We start from the raw sequence: 17686 nt of genomic DNA, 5'->3' as shown, positions 1-17686 counted from the left end.
ATGCGAGCGAGCCAGCCAGCCATTGATTTGCGTCAAGGGGCGGATGCGGCGTGTTTGAGGCAGGTCAATCGAGCGGCCTTATGCCGGCCTAGAACACCATCTATCGGGGGCCCATCGCCCCCTGAGGATATGAACGTGAACTCGGAACCTCTGTTGCTGGCGACGCCGTCCGGTGAGGGCCTCGAATTGCGCCCCGAGGGGCCATGGATTTCCGCCAACGTGTCGAAGCTCGAAGCGCTTTCGCAATCGGTCGGCAAGGATGTGGCCCGATCGAAAGCCGTGACGCTCGATATGGCGGGTGTCAGCGAGCTCGACACGCTCGGCGCTTGGCTCCTGGAGAAATTGTTGCGCGGGGCAACGTCATCCGGCAGATCGGCCGAATTCGTCGGAGTCGCTGATAATTTCAGCGGCTTGATGGACGAGGTGCGCCAGGTCAACCGTCACCCGCCGGCGCCGGCCTCCGCGCCCAACCCGGTTCTGCTCAGGCTGAGCGATCTCGGCAAGGCAACTATCGGCGCTCGCGAAGACATCACGATCTTTCTTCAAATGCTCGGCGCATTGTTCATGGCCGTGGTGGGCGTGCTGCGCAAGCCACGCTCGTTGCGGCTGACATCGCTCGTCTATCAGCTTTACCGGATCGGATGGCAGGCGATTCCGATCGTCGTTCTGATCACGTTCCTGATCGGCGCCATTATCGCCCAGCAGGGGTTCTTCCATTTCCGCCGGTTCGGGGCGGAATCCTACACTGTCGACATGGTCGGCATCCTCGTGCTGCGCGAGCTGGGCGTGCTGATTGTCGCCATCATGGTCGCCGGCCGTTCGGGAAGTGCCTACACGGCCGAGCTCGGCTCGATGAAGATGCGCGAGGAGATCGATGCGCTCTCGACCATGGGTCTCGACCCGATCGATGTGCTGATCCTGCCGCGCGTGGCAGCCCTGGTCATAGCGCTGCCCATTCTTGCCTTTATCGGATCGATTGCCGCGCTCTATGGCGGCGGCCTGGTCGCGCAGTTCTACGGCGATATGGGGCCGGCGATTTACATCGCGCGGCTACGTGAGGCCATTTCCGTCACCCATTTCGAGGTCGGCATCCTGAAGGCGCCGTTCATGGCGCTGGTGATCGGGATCGTCGCCTGCAGCGAGGGATTGCGCGTGAAAGGCAGCGCCGAGTCGCTCGGCAGGCAGACCACGACCTCGGTGGTGAAGTCGATCTTCCTGGTGATCGTGCTCGATGGCCTGTTCGCGATCTTCTTTGCCTCGATCGGAATGTGATGATGCCCGAAGCGCAGCAGGAGTTCGCGATCCGCGTTCGCGACCTGATGGTCGGCTTCGGCCGCCAGACCGTGCTCGACCATCTGTCGCTTGACGTCCGCCGGGGCGAAATCCTCGGTCTCGTCGGTGCCTCCGGCGGTGGCAAGTCGGTGTTGATGCGCACGATCATCGGCCTCATTCCGCGTCAAAGCGGGACCATCGAAGTCATGGGACAGCCGATCGGCGGCACGCACGACCGCACGACGCAAGGCGCGGCCGCGAAATGGGGTATCCTGTTCCAGCAGGGCGCGTTGTTCTCCTCGCTCACGGTCCGGCAGAACGTTCAGTTTCCGTTGCGCGAGAACCTCGTGCTGTCGCAGGAACTGATGGACGAGGTCGCGATCGCCAAGCTCGAGATGGTCGGGCTGCGGGCGCAGGACGGCGACAAATATCCGGCGGAATTGTCCGGCGGCATGACCAAGCGCGTGGCGCTGGCGCGCGCGCTGGCGCTCGATCCGCCGATCCTGTTCCTGGACGAGCCGACTTCAGGGCTCGATCCGATCGCAGCCGGCGACTTCGATGTGCTGATCAAGACCTTGCAGAAGACCCTTGGGCTGACCGTGTTCATGGTGACCCATGACCTTGCCAGCCTCACGACGGTTTGCGACCGCGTCGCGGCGCTTGCCGACGGCAGGATCGTGGCGATCGGTCCGATGCGCGAACTGCTTCAATCCGAGCATCCCTGGGTGCGCGCCTATTTCCACGGCAAGCGCTCGCAGATGCTGCAACCCCAGATGAGATGAGACATGGAAACCCGAGCTCCCTACGTGCTGATCGGCACCTTCGTGCTGGCCGCCATTCTTGCGTTGTTCGGCTTCGTTTATTGGCTGAACAACACTGCTGGCATCGGGCCGCGCACGACTTACCATGTGGAATTCCAAGGACCGGTGCCCGGTCTCCTGGCCGGCGCCGGCGTGCTGTTCAACGGCATCCGCGTAGGTGAGGTGACCGAACTCGGGCTCGCAACAGATAATCCGCGCTTCGTCAATGCGACGATCTCGGTTGCATCGAAGACGCCGGTGCGTGCCGATACCAAGGTCGGGCTCGATTTCCAGGGCTTGACCGGCGTGCCGGTGGTGACGCTGGAGGGCGGCGTGATCGTCGCCAAATCCCGCGAGCCCTTGACCTTGATCGCCGAAGCCGGCGCTGGCCAGAGTATGACGCAGGCGGCGCGCGAGGCGCTGCGGCGGGTCGATTCCGTGCTGGAGGACAATTCCGGTCCGCTCAAAGACACCATCGCGAATTTCAAGACGTTCTCCGACAGCCTTGCGCGCAATACCGGCAAGCTCGACGGTATCCTGGCAGGCCTCGAAAAGATGACCGGCGGTGGCACGCCCGCGCAGAAGCTCACCTACGACCTGCGCACGCCGCAGAATCTCGGGCCGGCCGGCAAGACGCTCCCAGCGTCCCTGGCCATTCCCGAGCCGACCGCGGTCGCGATGCTCCAGACGCAGCGCATGCTGTTTTCGCCGGTGGGGGAGAATCCGGGCTTTGCCGATTTCCTCTGGGCCGACAGCATTCCAAAGCTGGTGCAGGCGCGGCTAATCGACAGTTTCGAGAACTACGATATCGCCCACGCGCCATTGCGAACGACCGACTTCGGACAGGCCGATTACCAGCTCCTGATCGACATCAGACGTTTTCGAATCGCCACCGAGGGTGAGACACGGGTGGAGATCGGGTTGTCTGCGCGCCTCGTCGACAAGAATGGCAAGGTGATCGCATCACGTCTGGTCGAGACCAGTGAGAAGCTCGACAAGGTCGAGCCAGCCGCGGCCGTCGCGGCGTTCGACGCCGCCTTTGCTCGCATCGCGAAGGATTTGATCGGCTGGACCGTGCAGGCGGTGTGACGTCGGCTATTCCAGTGTCTTCAGGTAGGATAGAAGGTCGTGGATCTGGTCAGGACTGAGCTCGAAGGCGGGCATGTCGGCGTGGCCTGTGTAGATGCCTTCGGCCAGCGCTTCGCCGAGGGTCTCGATAGGATAACGCTGGTGTAGGGCCCGAAGCGGCGGCGCGATCTTGAGCCGGCTCTCCGAGACACGGTCGATCGCGTGGCAGCGCGCGCAATTGGCCCGCGCGAAGGCCTTGCCGCGCTGTTCGGCGGTCGGGGCGGCGAAGGCAGGAGTGATCAGAATCAGTCCGATCAGGCCGTGACGCAGCGTGCTTTGCAGCATGGAAGGTGATCCCGTCGAACTCTGGAAGCGGAATGCAGAATAGAGCGGCGATGTTGGTCAAAATTGATCTGCGTCAACTGCCTTTGCCTCAGTGCAGTAAAATGCAGCTCGCGCGGTGCACTCGGCCTGATGCGGGGGCAGCTGGCGCTTGGGGCATGGATGAAACCTTCCGTAGTGACGATCGAGCCGAACGGGCATTTCTGTAGCGACTGTGCGGTCCGCGACTTCGCGGTCTGTTCGTCGCTGGACCCAGCCGAGCTCAGGGAGTTCGAGCACCTGGGACGCCGCGTCCATTTTGCCGCGAGCGGCACCGCGTTCTCCGAGGAGGACATCACGACATCGTTCTACAATGTCCTTGAGGGCGTCATGCGGCTGTACAAGCTGCTGCCTGACGGTCGCCGGCAGATCGTAGGCTTTGCCTTGCCCGGCGATTTCCTGGGGATGAATGTCTCCGGCCGCCACAATTTTTCGGCAGATGCGATCGTCGCGGTGACCGCGTGCCAGTTCGCAAAAGCCGCTTTCGGGCGCTTCATCGAGGCCCGACCACATCTGCTGCGGCGGATCAATGAACTGGCGATTCGGGAGTTGAGCCATGCACGCGACCATATGGTCCTTCTCGGCCGCCGTTCGGCGGACGAGAAGATCGCGGCCTTTCTGCTCGGCTGGCGCGAGCGGCTGTTCTCGCTCAAGGGATCGTCGGACACGGTCCCACTTCCGATGAGCCGCCAGGACATCGCCGACTATCTCGGTCTGACCATCGAAACCGTTAGCCGGACCTTCACCAAGCTGGAGCGCCGCGGTGTGATCGAGATCATCCATGGCGGCATCAGCCTGCTCGACCCCGCACAGGTCGAGGCCCTTGCTGCAGCCTAAGAGCCCGGCCATACCGCAGGCCTCTCCAATCTTTGATCCCGATCAATGCTGCCGGCCGTGTGCCGGAGATAATGCGTCGCATAATCCGGGAGGTCATGATGCCGACTGACGCATTGCTAATGACAATTGCCGTCGTATCCGTCTTTGTCACATTCGCCGCGGCTTTGGCCTGGGCAGACCGACAAACCAGCGCTGTACGGCTCGATGCGGAGTCCAAGCGCCGAAGCTCCTGAGATCGCAGGACCGCGGGGTGTTTGCTCGGCCAATTATCGGCTGTGCGGCAGCGCCTTAACGCAATCGCGACCTGCGGTGCCCGCAACTCTGCATCGAGCGGAATGCGTCGGCGCATCCTTCACGTGCAGATCCGAGCCTGACCGCGGCATTTTTGCGGCATTCGACTAAAACCGCGTGCATGCTTTACGGTTGAAAAGCCGGGCAACGTTGACTACGCAGGAACTCCAGTGCCTCGCAGTCTTAGGAGCCCCGGCGTGCCTCAGGACAAGACCGGCGATCCCCGACAATCAGCGGGCAATAAGCTATCGGTCCTGCGCAAGCACCCGATCTTCGCGGATCTGGAGCCGGATGCGCTCGATCAGCTTTGCCGCTACGCCAAGCACACCACGGTGAAGCGCGGTGTGACCATCGCCGCAAAAGGCGATCCCGGTAACAACCTGTTCGCGGTGATCTCGGGGACGGTGAAGATATCCTCTTCGTCGCCTGATGGCCGGAATGCCATACTCAATCTCATCGGTCCTGGAGAAATATTTGGCGAGATCGCCGTCCTCGATGGTGCGCCGCGGTCGGCCGATGCGACCGCCAACACCAATTGCGAGCTCTACATCATCGACCGCCGCGACTTCCTGCCGTTCGTGAAGAGCCAGCCGGCGCTGGCGATGAAATTCATCGAGCTGCTCTGTGCGCGGCTGCGCTGGACCAGCCAACAAGTCGAGCAGGTGATCCTGCAGAATCTTCCGGGCCGGCTTGCAAGCGCGCTGCTGGGTCTCACCGAAGAGCGCAAGTTCGACTCCGGCAGCGGCACGCTCGCCATCACGCAGCAGGAGATCAGCGAGATGGTGGGGATGACGCGCGAGAGCATCAACAAGCAATTGCGCGCCTGGTCCGCACGCAACTGGGTTCGTCTCGAGCATGGTGCCATCGTCGTACTCGATACCGAGGCGCTGCGCGAACTTGTCGAAAGTGGCCTCGGCGGCAACTGACGGTGCTTGGCTAGCTGTCGATGATCGCAACGGCGCGGGTCCAGCCCGCGGAGGCGCGTTCGATCTTCACCGGAAAGCATGAGATCGTGAATCCGGTCGGGGGCAGCTTGTCGAGATTGTGCAGCTTCTCGAGATGGCAATAGCCGATGTGCCGTCCCGCCTTGTGGCCTTCCCAGATCAGGCCGGCATCTTTTGTTTCAGCATATTTCTTTGCGGTGAAGACGAACGGCGCGTCCCAGCTCCAGGCGTCGGTGCCGGTCAGCCGCACGCCGCGTTCGAGCAGGTACATGGTGGCTTCATAGCCCATGCCGCAGCCGGAATTGACGTAATCGGCTTGCCCAAACTTCGCGCCGGCGCTGATGTTGACGACGACGATCTCCAGCGGAGAGAGCGTGTGTCCGATGCGCTTGAGCTCCTTCTCGACGTCGTCGGCGGTGGCCACGTATCCATCAGGGAGATGCCGGAAGTCGAGCTTGACGCCGGGCTGAAAGCACCACTCGAGCGGGACCTCGTCGATGGTCCATGACCGCTCGCCGCGGTTCATAGTCGGATGAAAGTGCCAGGGCGCGTCGAGATGCGTGCCGTTATGCGTGGAGAGCGAGACCTGCTCGACGGCCCAGCCCTGGCCATCCGGCAGATCCTGCGCCTTGAGGCCGTCGAAGAACTGCAGCATGCGCGGCAGTCCCTGCTGATGGTCGATATACTGGATCGTCGGATGATTGCCCGGCGGATCGGCCGGCACGTCGTTCTGCAACGGCACCGAGATATCGATCAGTCTTCGCGGCATGGGCGTTCCCCTCGACATATTCCGCTATGTTTTGCAGCATCTTGAGGGGTCGGCGCAGGCAGCGTCAAGTGACGCGCCGGCGACATCCCGCGGGACGTGTAGCGCGAGGACCGTCTTGTCTCCCCGGCGGCACCGTGTCATCCATCGATGCAACTCTTGCATTGATCGATACCGGAATTGGGTTGGACTCGGAATGCCGCCCGCCCTAGGGACGACATTGGCGACTCCGCGCTGATGCAGCGCGTTCGCACAGGGATGGGGCGACCGTCTCGCCCGAACCTCCAAGCCGCAACCAATGGCGGTCGAGCATAAACGAGAGGAACGTCCATGGATGCAACGAGCATCGTTACCTCGTATCCGGCATTGGCCGACGGCGAGGCGCGATCGCAGGGGGCGGCACTTGCGGCGCAGATCCCCGCCGGGAGGGCGCGACGAAGGTCGCACTTTCCAGGGCAAGCAGAATACTGGCAGCCTGCTGCGCAATCAGCCGCGGAGGCACGGCATCGACCTGCATTCCTCCGACTGGAAGCCTTCGATCGCGCCGCAGCGCGAGGGGATCATGAAGCAGCCGAATCCGCTCGACTTGGCCGTGCAATCCTACCAAGGTGGTGCGTTTGTGACGCTTGACTTCACACCTGAAGGGGAGCGACCCAAGGCGGCCCGCAGCAACTGCCCAACGACGACATAATCAACTCAGGAGGAACGTCCAGATGAAGACACTAACCGGTATCATCGCAGCCGCCGTGCTGGCGATCTCAGCGCCCCTGGCGATCGCACGCGATTTCCGCTCCGCCGACGTCCACCCCGCCGATTATCCGACCGTCGAGGCCGTCAAGTTCATGGGCAAGCAGCTCGCGACCGCGAGCGGCGGCAAACTCGGCGTGAAGGTGTTTCCCAATGGAGCCCTGGGCTCCGAGAAGGACACCATCGAGCAACTCAAGATCGGCGCACTCGACATGATGCGGATCAACGCATCCCCGTTGAACAACTTCGTGCCGGAAACCGTCGCGTTGTGCCTGCCCTTCATCTTCCGGGACACGCAGCATATGCGCACGGTCCTCGACGGGCCGATCGGCGATGAAATCCTCGCGGCGATGGAACCCGCAGGATTGGTCGGCCTTGCCTATTACGACAGCGGCGCCCGGTCCATTTACACCGTCAAGGCACCAATCAAGTCGCTCGCGGACGTCAAGGGGTTGAAGATTCGCGTCCAGCAATCCGACCTGTGGGTCGGCATGATCCAGAGTCTCGGGGCAAACCCGACGCCGATGCCGTATGGAGAGGTCTATACCGCTCTCAAGACCGGTCTGGTGGACGCGGCCGAGAACAACTGGCCCTCCTACGAGTCGTCGCGCCACTTCGAGGCAGCCAAGTTCTACAACATTACCGAGCACTCCCTGGCTCCCGAAGTTCTCGTGATGTCCAAGAAGGTTTGGGACACGCTGAGCAAGGAGGATCAGGCGATGATCCGCAAGGCGGCCAAGGAATCCGTGCCCGTCATGCGCAAGCTCTGGGACGACCGTGAGCAGGCGTCCCGCAAGACCGTCGAGGCGGCCGGCGTTCAGGTCGTTACGATCGCCAACAAGGCGGAATTCGTCGACGCGATGAAGCCGGTCTATGACAAGTTCGCCGGCGACGAGAAGCTGAAGGGCATCGTCAAGCGTATCCAGGACACGAAGTAAGACCAGAGCGGCGTCGGGTCCGGTGTCGCCGCGAGGTGACACCGGACGCTAGGAAGAAGACGCGCAAGGAGACGCGGATGACAGACCCACACGTCGCAAGCCACGAGCAGGAGGTCGCCGGACGTCCGTCCACCGGCTTGCTGTCGCGGATCAATGCCCCCGTCGCCCGCGCGGGCATGTACCTGTCCGTGAGCGGTCTGCTCCTCATCGTCACCATCGTCTTCTACCAGGTGTTCGGACGTTATGTGCTCAATTCCAGCCCGACCTGGACGGAGAACCTTGCACTGGTTCTCATCCTCTATGTCACGCTGATCGGCGCCGCAGTGGGCGTGCGCGATGCCGGACACATCGGAATGGACAGTCTGCTGGTGATGCTTCCGGATCACACGCGAGAGAAGATCGAGCTTGTGATTCACGTTCTGGTGGCGGTGTTCGGCATTGCGATGGCGTACAACGGCTGGATACTCGGGGCGTCGGTCGGAACCGTGAAGATTCCCAATCTTGGCCTCCCCGAGGTGGTCCGCTACGTACCGCTGATCGCCTCCGGCGTTTTGATCGTCTCCTTTTCAATCGAGCACATCATTGCTCTCCTGCGCGGCGAAGAGGTCGTCCCCTCATGGAACTGATCATTCTCGGCGCCTCCTTCTTCGGCTTCCTGGTTCTCGGCGTACCGGTTGCCTTCGCGATCGGCCTCTCGGCGATTTGCACCATCCTCTACGAAGGCCTGCCGGTTGCCGTCATCTTCCAGCAGATGATGTCGGGGATGAACATCTTCTCCTTCCTCGCCATCCCGTTCTTCGTCTTCAGCGGCGAGCTGATGCTGCATGGCGGCGTTGCCGACAAGATCGTGCAGCTCGCCAAGAATCTCGTCGGACACATCCGTGGCGGGCTTGGCATGTCGAACGTGGTCGCCTGCACGTTGTTCGGCGGTGTATCCGGCTCGCCTGTGGCCGACGTGTCGGCAATGGGGGCGGTGATGATCCCCATGATGAAAAAGGAAGGTTTCGACACCGACTACGCCGTCAACGTCACCACCCATGCCTCGCTGGTCGGAGCGCTGATGCCGACCAGTCACAACATGATCATCTACGCCCTGGCCGCCGGCGGCAAGGTGTCGATCGGCGCGCTGATCGCCGCCGGCCTATTGCCGGCGCTCGTGCTGATGGTGTGCATGCTGGTCGCCGCCTACGCAGTGGCGGTGAAGCGAGGCTATCCGGCCGGCAAGTTCCCGGGCTGGGCCGAAGTTTTGCGCTCGTTCGCGGCCGCTCTCCCCGGTCTTCTGATCGTCGGCATCATCCTGGCCGGCATCCTGTCCGGCGTCTTCACGGCAACTGAATCCGCAGCCGTCGCGGTCACCTACACGATCCTGCTGACGTTCTTCATCTACCGCACCATGACCTGGAGCAACTTCCTGCGAGCTGCGTCCAAGGCGGTTAAGACGACCGGCGTGGTGCTGCTGCTGATCGGCGTCTCCACCATGTTCCAGTATCTGATGGGACTCTACGAAGTGGCCGATCTCGCCGGCGAGATGATGAGCAAGGTGTCCTCGCAGCCCTGGGTTATCTTCCTGCTCATCAACGTCATCCTGTTCGTGCTCGGCACGTTCATGGACATGGCGGCGACCATCCTGATCTGCACGCCGATCTTCCTGCCGATCGCGATGAAGGCGGGCATGGACCCAGTGCAGTTCGGCATGCTGATGCTGATCAACTGCGCTCTGGGGCTGAACACCCCGCCGGTCGGAACGACGCAGTTCGTGGGCTGCGCCATCGGCGGCATCTCGGTGGGCGCGGTGATGCGCACCATCCTGCCGTTCTACGCCGCCCTGATCGCTGCGCTCATGTTCGTGACCTACGTTCCCGCCTTCTCGCTGTGGCTGCCGCGCCTGCTGATGGGATACAAGGGATAGCTGTCGTGCGTGCGCCGGCCTTGGCCGGCGGACCGCGCTTGCGATACTTTGCGTCACATCAACAGTGCGTCGCATCAACAGGGAGAATCTGTCTGTGACCGACTATCGCAAGCTCTTCGATCTCACCGGCAAGACGGCCGTCGTGCTCGGCGCCGCATCCGGCATCGGCAAATCGTCAGCGGAGGCGCTGGCGGGCCTCGGTGCCCGAATCGTCTGTGCCGATCGTGCACTTGACGCCGCTGAGGCGACTGCCGCCGGCATTCGCGACAAGGGTGGTTGGGCGGAAGCCGCCGCGTGCGATGCCGCGAGCGCCGCTGACGTCACCGCGCTGGCCGCGAGTGTGATGCAGATATTTTCGCGGCTCGACATTGCCGTGACGACGCCCGGGCTCAACATCCGCAAGACCATCCTCGACTACACCGAGGAGGATCTCGACCGCGTCCTTAACCTCAACGTCAAGGGCACGGTCTGGTTCTTCCAGGCGTTCGGCCGCATCATGGTGGAGCAGAAGGGCGGCAGCATCATCGCCTGCTCGTCGGTGCGTGCCATCACGATCGAGCCCGGTCTTGCCGTGTATGGCTCGACCAAGGCGGCGATCGGCCTCCTTGTGAAGGGCTTTGCCTCCGAGGTCGGCCGCGCCGGCGTCCGCGTCAACGCGATTGCGCCGAGCATCGCGGAGACTGCGCTGACCGGTCCGTTCAAGCAGCGCCCCGACATCTACAATCTCTACGCCGGCCACACGGTGTTCAATCGCTGGAGCAGTGCCGACGAGGTCGCAACAGCCGTCGCCTATCTCGCCTCGGATGCCGCCAGCTATGTCAGCGGCAGCACGCTGTTCGTCGATGGCGGCTGGACGGCCGTCGATGGTCCGCCGACCGGCCTCACCCAGATGAGCAAATAGCACGATCTACCGCATCTAGCCGGCAAAGCCGACGCGCCGGCGCAGCTCACTCTGCTCTGCGCCGGCAAGGAGCGCAATCAGCGCGCGCACCTCCTCGGGATGCGCGGCGTGCGTGGTGATGCCGGGCAGGGAAATCGGCCGGCTTTCGGTCTGGCTCTGCCGCATTTCGCGCCCGCGGCAGGAACCGGCGGCGCGCGGTTTGCGCGAACCGCATGGGTCTTGCCGGATAAACGCGCTCGGCTGGCCGGTATTTTGGTGTTACCAATTTGGCCATGAACCAGCATGCCAAAATCGAAATTCGTCATTCGACCTGTCCGCATGATTGCCCCTCGGCCTGCGCCCTCGATATCGAGGTGGTCGAAGGCCGCAGCATCGGCCGCGTTCGTGGTTCGAAGGAGCAGACCTACACGGCCGGCGTGGTCTGCGCCAAGGTCGCCCGCTACGCCGAGCGCATCCATCACGCCGAGCGGCTGATATATCCGATGCGCCGCACCGGACCGAAGGGGTCTGGCCAGTTCGCGCGGATCTCCTGGGACGAGGCGCTGGACGAGATCGGGCATCGCTTCAACCAGGCTGAGCGCGAGTTCGGCGCAGAATCGGTCTGGCCCTATTACTACGCCGGCACGATGGGGCTGGTGATGCGCGACGGCCTCAATCGGCTGACGCATGTGAAGAAATATTCGCGCTTCTATTCGACGATCTGCGCCAACGTCGCGCGCGTCGGTTATGCGATCGGCACCGGCAAGATCGCCGGCGTCGATCCGCGCGAGATGGCACTCTCCGACCTCATCGTGATCTGGGGCACCAATCCCGTCAACACCCAGGTCAATGTGATGACGCACGCCGCGCGTGCGCGGAAGGAGCGCGGCGCGAAGATCGCGGCGGTCGACATCTACGACAACGAGACCATGAAGCAGGCTGACATCAAGATCATCCTGCGCCCCGGCACCGACGGCGCGTTCGCCTGCGGCGTCATGCATGTCCTGTTCCGCGACGGCTATGCCGACCGCGCCTATATGGACAAATACACCGATTGCCCGGCTGAGCTCGAAGCGCATCTGAAGACGCGCGATCCGGAATGGGCCTCCGCCATCTGCGGCGTGCCGGTGTCCGAGATCGAAGCCTTCGCCAAGCTGGTCGGCGAGACCAAGCGGACCTTCGTCCGCCTCGGCTACGGTTTCACCCGTTCCCGCAACGGTGCGACGCAGATGCATGCGGCGCTGTGCATTCCCGCGGTGACCGGCGCCTGGCAATATGAAGGCGGCGGCGCCTTCTTCAACAATTACGCGCTGTGGCACTTCGACGAATCCATCATCGAGGGCCACGATGCGATCGACAACACCATTCGCGTGCTCGACCAGTCGCAGATCGGCCGCATCCTCACCGGTGACGCGCAGGCCCTGCACGGCAAGGGGCCGATCAAGGCGATGCTGATCCAGAACACCAACCCGATGACGGTGGCGCCGGAGCAGGCGCTGGTGCGGCAGGGCTTTGCGCGCGAGGATCTGTTTGTGGCTGTTCACGAGCAGTTCATGACCGAGACGGCGCAGATGGCCGACATCGTGCTGCCGGCGACAATGTTCATGGAGCACGACGATCTCTATTACGGCGGCGGACACCAGCACATCTCGGTCGGTCCCAAGCTGATCGACCCGCCCGGCGAATGCCGCTCCAACCATCAGGTCCTGCAGGCGCTGGCGCCGCGCCTTGGCGCCAAACACCGGGGCTTTGAGATGACGCCGCGCGAACTGATCGACGCGACGCTGAAGTTGAGCGACCATGGCGATATTGCCGGCCTCGAGGCCGACATCTGGCGCGATCTGCAACCGAATTTTCGCGCGGCGCATTATCTCGACGGCTTTGCCCACGCCGACAAGAAATTCCACTTCAAGGCCGACTGGGCGCATCCGCCGTTTGGGCTGATGATGGGCGAGTTCGACAAGATGCCGGCGCTGCCGGACCACTGGGCCGTGATCGAGCACACAGACCAGGCCCACCCGTTCCGGCTTGCCACCAGCCCATCGCGCAGCTTCCTCAACACCACCTTCAACGAGACGCCATCCTCGCAGGCGCGCGAGGGCAAGGCGCGCGTGATGATTCACCCCTTGGACGCGGCCGCTCTCGACATCGGCGACGGTGATGCCGTGACGCTCGGCAATACCCGCGGCGAGACCACGCTGGTCGCAGTCCTGTTCGAGGGCGTGCGGCGCGGCGTGCTGATCGCGGAATCCGTTCATCCGAACAAGAACCATATTGGTGGCCGCGGCATCAATATGCTGACGGGTGCCGAGGCGGTGGCGCCGATCGGCGGAGCCGCGTTCCACGACAACAAGGTCTGGATCAGGAAAGCGGCTGCGGCCTGAACGCGCGCTTCGACCGTCTGCAAATTTGTGTCGAGGCGCTAAAGCGTCGCTTCGCCGCAGATTGCCCTTGCGCCTGTTGCGGGAGCTGCCGCAAATGGCTGCAAACGGGAGCAAGGACACGAGCGTACCATGACCGACACCGCAAGCGTCATCACCGAGAAGTGTGGGCAGGCGTTCTGGATCACCATCAACCGGCCCGAGAAACGCAACGCGCTGAACGGCGATGTGATCGACGGCATCGCAAAAGGCTATCGCGATGCGCATGACGACAAGGACGTCCGCGTCATCGTGCTGACGGGCGCGGGCGACAAGGCGTTCTGCGCTGGCGCCGATTTGCAGAACTCCGGCGCGGCTTTCGCGATGGATCATTCCAAACCAAATGTCGACTATGCCGATCTGTTACGTTTGTCACAGAACGCCACGAAGCCGGCAATCGCGCGCGTCGGCGGCGTCTGCATGGCCGGCGGCATGGGCCTGTTGTGCATGACCGACATGGCAGTCGCGGCCGATCACGTCGTCTTCGGCCTGCCGGAGGTGAAGGTTGGCGTGTTTCCGATGCAGGTGCTGAGCCTGTTGCAGACCATCGCGCCGCGGCGGCTCGTCAACGAATGGGCACTGACCGGCGAGCCGTTCGACGCGAAGGCTGCGCAGGCGGCGGGTCTCCTCAATTACGTCGTGCCTGCCGCCGAGCTCGACGCCAAGATCGACTGGCTGATCGGCCGTGTCATCGACAAGTCGCCGACCGCGATCCGCCGCGGCAAATACGCCATGCGCGCCATCGCCTCGATGTCGTTCGACGAGAGCATCGCCTACACTGAAAGCCAGATCGCGCTGCTGGCGATGACCGAAGACGCCAAGGAAGGGCTAAAGGCGTTCAGCGAAAAGCGCAAGCCGACATGGACGGGGCGGTGAGGGGGCTAGCTCTCTCCTCATCGTCATCGCGAGCGCAGCGAAGCAATCCAGAATCCCTCCGCGGCAGCAGTCTGGATTGCTTCGCTGCGCTCGCGATGACGGAGCAAGGGGCCGGACCGTAGTGACGAGCTACCCCGCGTTGGCCTTCAGTCCAGCGGCCTCGATGCCGGCGATCGCGCAGGCTTCGTCATTGTCGGAGGTGTCGCCGGAGACGCCGACGGCGCCGAGAAGCGTCGTGCCGTCCATGATCAGCACGCCGCCGGGGACCGGGACCAGCGCGCCCCTGGCCATCGTGTTCACAGCGTCGATGAAATAAGCCTGCTCCTGCGCCCGCTGGTACAGCGCCCGCGATCCCATGCCCAGCGCGAGCGCGCCATAAGCCTTGCCGTGCGCGATTTCCGCGCGCATCAGGCTGGTGCCGTCTTGCGCCGCGGCGAGCTTGATGACGCCGCGCGGGTCCAGGATGGTGACGACCAGCGGCTTCAGTTTCAGCTCGGTTGCCTTTGCGAGGGCGGCATCGAGGATCTTGCGGGCGGTATCGAGCGTCAGTTCAGCCATGGACGGTTTCCTTTGCAACTAGAGAAGGGGTGGAACGAGTTTTCGCGCGATCAAGGCTCATCGCCAGGACACGGGCGACGTGAAGGGCTTCGCGCTGCGTGCCATCGTGGATCTGATGCCGGCAGGATGTGCCGTCGGCGACGACGAGCGTCGCCTGGTCGGCGCGCCTGACGGCCGGCAGCAGCGACAGCTCGGCCATCTCGATCGAGGCGTCGTAAGTCTCGGTGCCGTAGCCGAACGCGCCCGCCATGCCGCAGCAGCTCGACTCGATGGTCTCGACCTTCAGGCCCGGGACAAGGCGCAGCACCTGCTCGACCGGCTTGAAGGCGCCGAAGGATTTTTGGTGGCAATGGCCGTGCACCATCGCCTTGTCGGCGACGGCACCGAGCGGCAGCTGCAGTCGGCCGGCCTCGGCCTCGCGCACCAGAAATTCCTCGAAGGTCAGCGCATGCGCGCCGACGGCTTTGGCGTCATTGTCCTTGCGCAGAGACGCGAGTTCGTCGCGCAGCGTCAAGAGGCAGCTCGGCTCGAGGCCGACGATCGGTACGCCGCGCGCAGCAAAGGGCGCGAAGGTGGACACCAGCCGGTCGAGCTCGACTTTGGCCTGATCCACAAGACCGGCCGAGAGGAAGGTGCGCCCGCAACACAGCGGCCGATTCCCGCTCGCCGGCTTCGGCAGATGCACGCGATAGCCCCCGGCTGTGAGCACGCGTAGCGCGGCGTCGAGAGTTTCGCGCTCATAAATGCGGTTGAAAGTATCGGCGAACAGCACGACCTCGCGGCCGGTCTCAGGACCGATGCTGTCAGCAGGTGGCACGAAGACGTCGCGGCGGAAAGCCGGCAGCGCCCGTCGCGCGCTGATGCCGGCGAAGCGTTCGAACAGTCGTCGCAGCAGCGGGCTGCGGTTGCGCCAGTTGGCGAGCGGCGCGAAGCGCGCGGCAAGGCCGGCGTAGCGCGGGAGGTAGCCGACCAAGCGGTCGCGCAGCGTCAGGCCGCGGGCCGCAACGCGCGCGGCGAGTACCTCGATCTTCATCTTGGCCATGTCGACGCCGGTCGGGCATTCGTGCCGGCAGGCCTTGCAGGAGACGCAAAGCTTGAGCGTCTCCATCATCTCATCCGACGACAACGCATCGGGGCCGAGCTGGCCAGAGATCGCAAGCCGCAGCGTATTGGCACGGCCGCGGGTGACGTCCTTCTCGTTGCGCGTCGCGCGATAGGACGGGCACATCACGCCGCCCTCCAGCTTGCGGCAGGCGCCGTTGTTGTTGCACATCTCGACCGCGCCCTGGAAACCGCCGCCGGCACCGGGATAGGCGGACCAGTCGAGCTTGGTCTTGAGCTCGCCGACGCGATAATCCGGCGGGAAGCGGAACAGCGAACGGTTGTCCATCTTCGGCGCATCGACGATCTTGCCGGGGTTGAGGACGCCATCGGGATCGAAGCGCTGCTTCACTTGCCTGAAGTCGGCGACGAGGCGCTTCCCGAACATGGTCTCGTGGAATTCGGAGCGCACCAAGCCATCGCCGTGCTCGCCGGAATGCGAGCCCTTGTACTCGCGCACCAGCGCGAAGGCCTCTTCGGCAATGGCGCGCATGGCCTTGACGTCTTTCTCCAGCTTCAGGTTCAGCACCGGCCGCACATGCAGGCAGCCCTCGGAGGCATGTGCATACATCGTGCCGCTGGTGCCGTGCCTGGCGAAAATCTCGTTCAGCCGCGCGGTGTAGTCGGCGAGATGCGGCAGCGGCACGGCGCAGTCCTCGACGAAGGAGACCGGCTTGCCCTCCTGCTTCATCGACATCATGACGTTGAGGCCGGCGGCGCGGAAATCGGCGATGCCGCCCTGGAGCGCCGGCTCGGTGATCCCGACCACGCCGCCCCATTTGCGCTTGTCGTTGTTCCAGCCGAAACCGAGATCGCCCATCAGCTCGCCGAGCTGTTTGAGGCGCAAGAGATTGTCGGTCTGGTCTTCCTCGGCGAACTCGACCACCAGCACGGCATCCGGATCGCCCTTGATCGCGGCAGAGATGACGGGGGCGAACATCGCGATGTCGCGGCCGAGCGCGAGCATGGTGCGGTCGACCAGTTCGACCGCGATCGGCTTGAGCTTGACCAGATGCTGGGCTGCATCCATTGCCTCGTAAAAGCTGCCGAAATGGCAGACGCCGAGTGCCTTGTTGCGGATCACCGGCCACAGCTTCAGCTCGACCTTGGTGGTGAAGGCGAGCGTGCCTTCGGAGCCGACCAGAAGGTGCGCCATGTTATTGGGCGCGTTGCGCGGCGTCAGCGCATCGAGATTGTAGCCGCCGACGCGGCGTTGCACTTTTGGAAAGCGCGCGGCGATCTCCTCGGCCTCGCGCGCGCCGAGATCGAGCATGTCGCGGAACAGTGCCCGTGTGCCGTCGCTCGCATCGATACCGGAGAGATCGCGCGGCACCTCGCCGAAGCGGCTCAGCGTGCCGTCGGCGAGCGCGGCCTCCATCGACAGCGTGTTGTCGCGCATGGTGCCGTAGCGCAAGCTACGGCCGCCGCAGGAATTGTTGCCGGCCATGCCGCCGATGGTGGCGCGCGATGCGGTGGAGACGTCGACTGGGAACCACAGGCCGTGCTTTTTGAGCTGCCGGTTGAGATCGTCGAGCACGATGCCGGGCTCGACCACGCAGGTCCGGTTCTCGACGTCCAGCGACAGGATGCGGTTCAGGTGTTTCGAGAGGTCGACCACGAGGCCGTCATTGACGGCTTGGCCGCATTGCGAGGTGCCGCCGCCGCGCGGGGTAACCTTGCGCCCGTCGTCGCGGGCAATCGCCAGCGCCCGCAAGGCCTCGTCCATGGTCCTGGGCACCACCACGCCGGCTGGCACGATCTGGTAGAACGAGGCATCGGTGGCGTAGCGGCCGCGGCTGAAGCGGTCGAACAGGACGTCGCCGGTCAATTCCGACCGCAGGCGCCGTTCGAGCGAGGAGGCGTTTGTCATCCCTGATCCCGGACTGATCCAACGAGGC

At 63.7% G+C, this 17686-nt stretch carries 17 protein-coding genes; 12 read left to right on the top strand and 5 right to left on the bottom strand.

The window, feature by feature from the left end:
* Positions 1 to 135: 135 nt before the first annotated feature.
* The 3 genes from GWG65_RS20270 to GWG65_RS20260 are packed head-to-tail and all read left to right on the top strand — an operon-like array spanning position 136 to position 3161.
* Positions 136 to 1272 (top strand): ABC transporter permease, encoded by a 1137-nt coding sequence (locus GWG65_RS20270; protein ID WP_275197307.1) that lies wholly within the window; start codon positions 136 to 138, stop codon positions 1270 to 1272.
* Positions 1273 to 1274: 2 nt separating this feature from the next.
* On the top strand, positions 1275 to 2054 hold the full coding sequence (locus GWG65_RS20265) for an ABC transporter ATP-binding protein (protein WP_275197305.1): 780 nt from the start codon (positions 1275 to 1277) through the stop codon (positions 2052 to 2054).
* 3 nt (positions 2055 to 2057) lie between these two features.
* Positions 2058 to 3161, top strand: a complete 1104-nt coding sequence (locus GWG65_RS20260) for an ABC-type transport auxiliary lipoprotein family protein (protein WP_275197304.1) — start codon at positions 2058 to 2060, stop codon at positions 3159 to 3161.
* Positions 3162 to 3167: 6 nt separating this feature from the next.
* Here the strand turns inward: GWG65_RS20260 and GWG65_RS20255 are convergent, their stop codons facing one another.
* A complete protein-coding gene (locus tag GWG65_RS20255; RefSeq protein WP_275197303.1) occupies positions 3168 to 3485 on the bottom strand; it encodes a cytochrome c in 318 nt (105 codons plus the stop codon).
* Positions 3486 to 3644: 159 nt separating this feature from the next.
* Here GWG65_RS20255 and GWG65_RS20250 point away from each other — a divergent pair, with 159 nt between their 5' ends.
* Both GWG65_RS20250 and GWG65_RS20245 read left to right on the top strand, forming a co-directional pair.
* The gene (locus GWG65_RS20250; protein WP_275197302.1) at positions 3645 to 4358 is read left to right on the top strand and encodes a helix-turn-helix domain-containing protein; all 714 of its coding nucleotides are present in this window, start codon (positions 3645 to 3647) and stop codon (positions 4356 to 4358) included.
* Positions 4359 to 4846: 488 nt separating this feature from the next.
* Positions 4847 to 5575 (top strand): Crp/Fnr family transcriptional regulator, encoded by a 729-nt coding sequence (locus GWG65_RS20245; protein ID WP_275197301.1) that lies wholly within the window; start codon positions 4847 to 4849, stop codon positions 5573 to 5575.
* Positions 5576 to 5585: 10 nt separating this feature from the next.
* Here GWG65_RS20245 and GWG65_RS20240 read toward each other — a convergent pair whose 3' ends face one another.
* On the bottom strand, positions 5586 to 6362 hold the full coding sequence (locus tag GWG65_RS20240) for a cyclase family protein (RefSeq protein ID WP_275197300.1): 777 nt from the start codon (positions 6360 to 6362) through the stop codon (positions 5586 to 5588).
* A 400-nt stretch (positions 6363 to 6762) separates the two neighbouring features.
* Here GWG65_RS20240 and GWG65_RS20235 point away from each other — a divergent pair, with 400 nt between their 5' ends.
* From GWG65_RS20235 to GWG65_RS20215, 5 genes are all read left to right on the top strand, one after another.
* Complete coding sequence (locus tag GWG65_RS20235) at positions 6763 to 7050, top strand: hypothetical protein (protein ID WP_275197299.1); 288 nt, start codon at positions 6763 to 6765, stop codon at positions 7048 to 7050.
* Positions 7051 to 7072: 22 nt separating this feature from the next.
* Positions 7073 to 8044 carry a TRAP transporter substrate-binding protein gene (locus GWG65_RS20230; protein WP_275197298.1) on the top strand — a complete coding sequence of 324 codons (972 nt, stop codon included), beginning with the start codon at positions 7073 to 7075 and terminating at the stop codon, positions 8042 to 8044.
* A gap of 77 nt (positions 8045 to 8121) precedes the next feature.
* Positions 8122 to 8670, top strand: coding sequence for a TRAP transporter small permease (locus GWG65_RS20225; protein ID WP_275197297.1), 549 nt, complete (start codon positions 8122 to 8124; stop codon positions 8668 to 8670).
* On the top strand, positions 8661 to 9953 hold the full coding sequence (locus GWG65_RS20220) for a TRAP transporter large permease (RefSeq protein WP_148741462.1): 1293 nt from the start codon (positions 8661 to 8663) through the stop codon (positions 9951 to 9953). The genes GWG65_RS20225 and GWG65_RS20220 overlap by 10 nt, the downstream gene beginning before the upstream one ends.
* 94 nt (positions 9954 to 10047) lie before the next feature.
* A complete protein-coding gene (locus GWG65_RS20215; RefSeq protein ID WP_275197296.1) occupies positions 10048 to 10854 on the top strand; it encodes an SDR family oxidoreductase in 807 nt (268 codons plus the stop codon).
* A 15-nt stretch (positions 10855 to 10869) separates the two neighbouring features.
* On the opposite strand, the gene GWG65_RS20210 is transcribed toward GWG65_RS20215, so the two are convergent.
* Positions 10870 to 11019: a hypothetical protein gene (locus tag GWG65_RS20210; RefSeq protein WP_275197295.1), complete on the bottom strand. Its 150-nt coding sequence runs from the start codon at positions 11017 to 11019 to the stop codon at positions 10870 to 10872.
* A 107-nt stretch (positions 11020 to 11126) separates the two neighbouring features.
* Here GWG65_RS20210 and GWG65_RS20205 point away from each other — a divergent pair, with 107 nt between their 5' ends.
* Together GWG65_RS20205 and GWG65_RS20200 are read left to right on the top strand one after the other, a co-directional pair.
* Entirely contained in the window at positions 11127 to 13217 is a 2091-nt protein-coding gene (locus GWG65_RS20205; RefSeq protein ID WP_275197294.1) for a molybdopterin oxidoreductase family protein, read from the top strand.
* Between the two features lie 129 nt (positions 13218 to 13346).
* Positions 13347 to 14129: an enoyl-CoA hydratase/isomerase family protein gene (locus GWG65_RS20200; protein ID WP_275197292.1), complete on the top strand. Its 783-nt coding sequence runs from the start codon at positions 13347 to 13349 to the stop codon at positions 14127 to 14129.
* A 129-nt stretch (positions 14130 to 14258) separates the two neighbouring features.
* On the opposite strand, the gene GWG65_RS20195 is transcribed toward GWG65_RS20200, so the two are convergent.
* Complete coding sequence (locus GWG65_RS20195) at positions 14259 to 14687, bottom strand: heme-binding protein (RefSeq protein ID WP_275197291.1); 429 nt, start codon at positions 14685 to 14687, stop codon at positions 14259 to 14261.
* Positions 14680 to 17658, bottom strand: coding sequence for an FAD-binding and (Fe-S)-binding domain-containing protein (locus GWG65_RS20190; protein WP_275197289.1), 2979 nt, complete (start codon positions 17656 to 17658; stop codon positions 14680 to 14682). Before GWG65_RS20190 ends, GWG65_RS20195 begins: the two co-directional genes overlap by 8 nt.
* Between the last annotated feature and the right edge of the window lie 28 nt (positions 17659 to 17686).

Origin of the sequence: Bradyrhizobium sp. CSA207, assembly GCF_029051685.1 — a bacterium.
Classification (GTDB): domain Bacteria; phylum Pseudomonadota; class Alphaproteobacteria; order Rhizobiales; family Xanthobacteraceae; genus Bradyrhizobium.
This window is presented reverse-complemented; position numbering and strand designations above follow the sequence as displayed.

What these genes read in the sequence shown, in the direction of transcription:
- GWG65_RS20260 (WP_275197304.1), top strand. Translation starts at nt 2,058, where the DNA reads ATGGAAACCCGAGCTCCCTACGTGCTGATCGGCACCTTCGTGCTGGCC.
- GWG65_RS20195 (WP_275197291.1), bottom strand. Translation starts at nt 14,687, where the DNA reads ATGGCTGAACTGACGCTCGATACCGCCCGCAAGATCCTCGATGCCGCC.
- GWG65_RS20265 (WP_275197305.1), top strand. Translation starts at nt 1,275, where the DNA reads ATGCCCGAAGCGCAGCAGGAGTTCGCGATCCGCGTTCGCGACCTGATG.
- GWG65_RS20220 (WP_148741462.1), top strand. Translation starts at nt 8,661, where the DNA reads ATGGAACTGATCATTCTCGGCGCCTCCTTCTTCGGCTTCCTGGTTCTC.
- GWG65_RS20250 (WP_275197302.1), top strand. Translation starts at nt 3,645, where the DNA reads ATGAAACCTTCCGTAGTGACGATCGAGCCGAACGGGCATTTCTGTAGC.
- GWG65_RS20200 (WP_275197292.1), top strand. Translation starts at nt 13,347, where the DNA reads ATGACCGACACCGCAAGCGTCATCACCGAGAAGTGTGGGCAGGCGTTC.
- GWG65_RS20230 (WP_275197298.1), top strand. Translation starts at nt 7,073, where the DNA reads ATGAAGACACTAACCGGTATCATCGCAGCCGCCGTGCTGGCGATCTCA.
- GWG65_RS20190 (WP_275197289.1), bottom strand. Translation starts at nt 17,658, where the DNA reads ATGACAAACGCCTCCTCGCTCGAACGGCGCCTGCGGTCGGAATTGACC.
- GWG65_RS20240 (WP_275197300.1), bottom strand. Translation starts at nt 6,362, where the DNA reads ATGCCGCGAAGACTGATCGATATCTCGGTGCCGTTGCAGAACGACGTG.
- GWG65_RS20210 (WP_275197295.1), bottom strand. Translation starts at nt 11,019, where the DNA reads ATGCGGCAGAGCCAGACCGAAAGCCGGCCGATTTCCCTGCCCGGCATC.
- GWG65_RS20225 (WP_275197297.1), top strand. Translation starts at nt 8,122, where the DNA reads ATGACAGACCCACACGTCGCAAGCCACGAGCAGGAGGTCGCCGGACGT.
- GWG65_RS20255 (WP_275197303.1), bottom strand. Translation starts at nt 3,485, where the DNA reads ATGCTGCAAAGCACGCTGCGTCACGGCCTGATCGGACTGATTCTGATC.
- GWG65_RS20205 (WP_275197294.1), top strand. Translation starts at nt 11,127, where the DNA reads ATGAACCAGCATGCCAAAATCGAAATTCGTCATTCGACCTGTCCGCAT.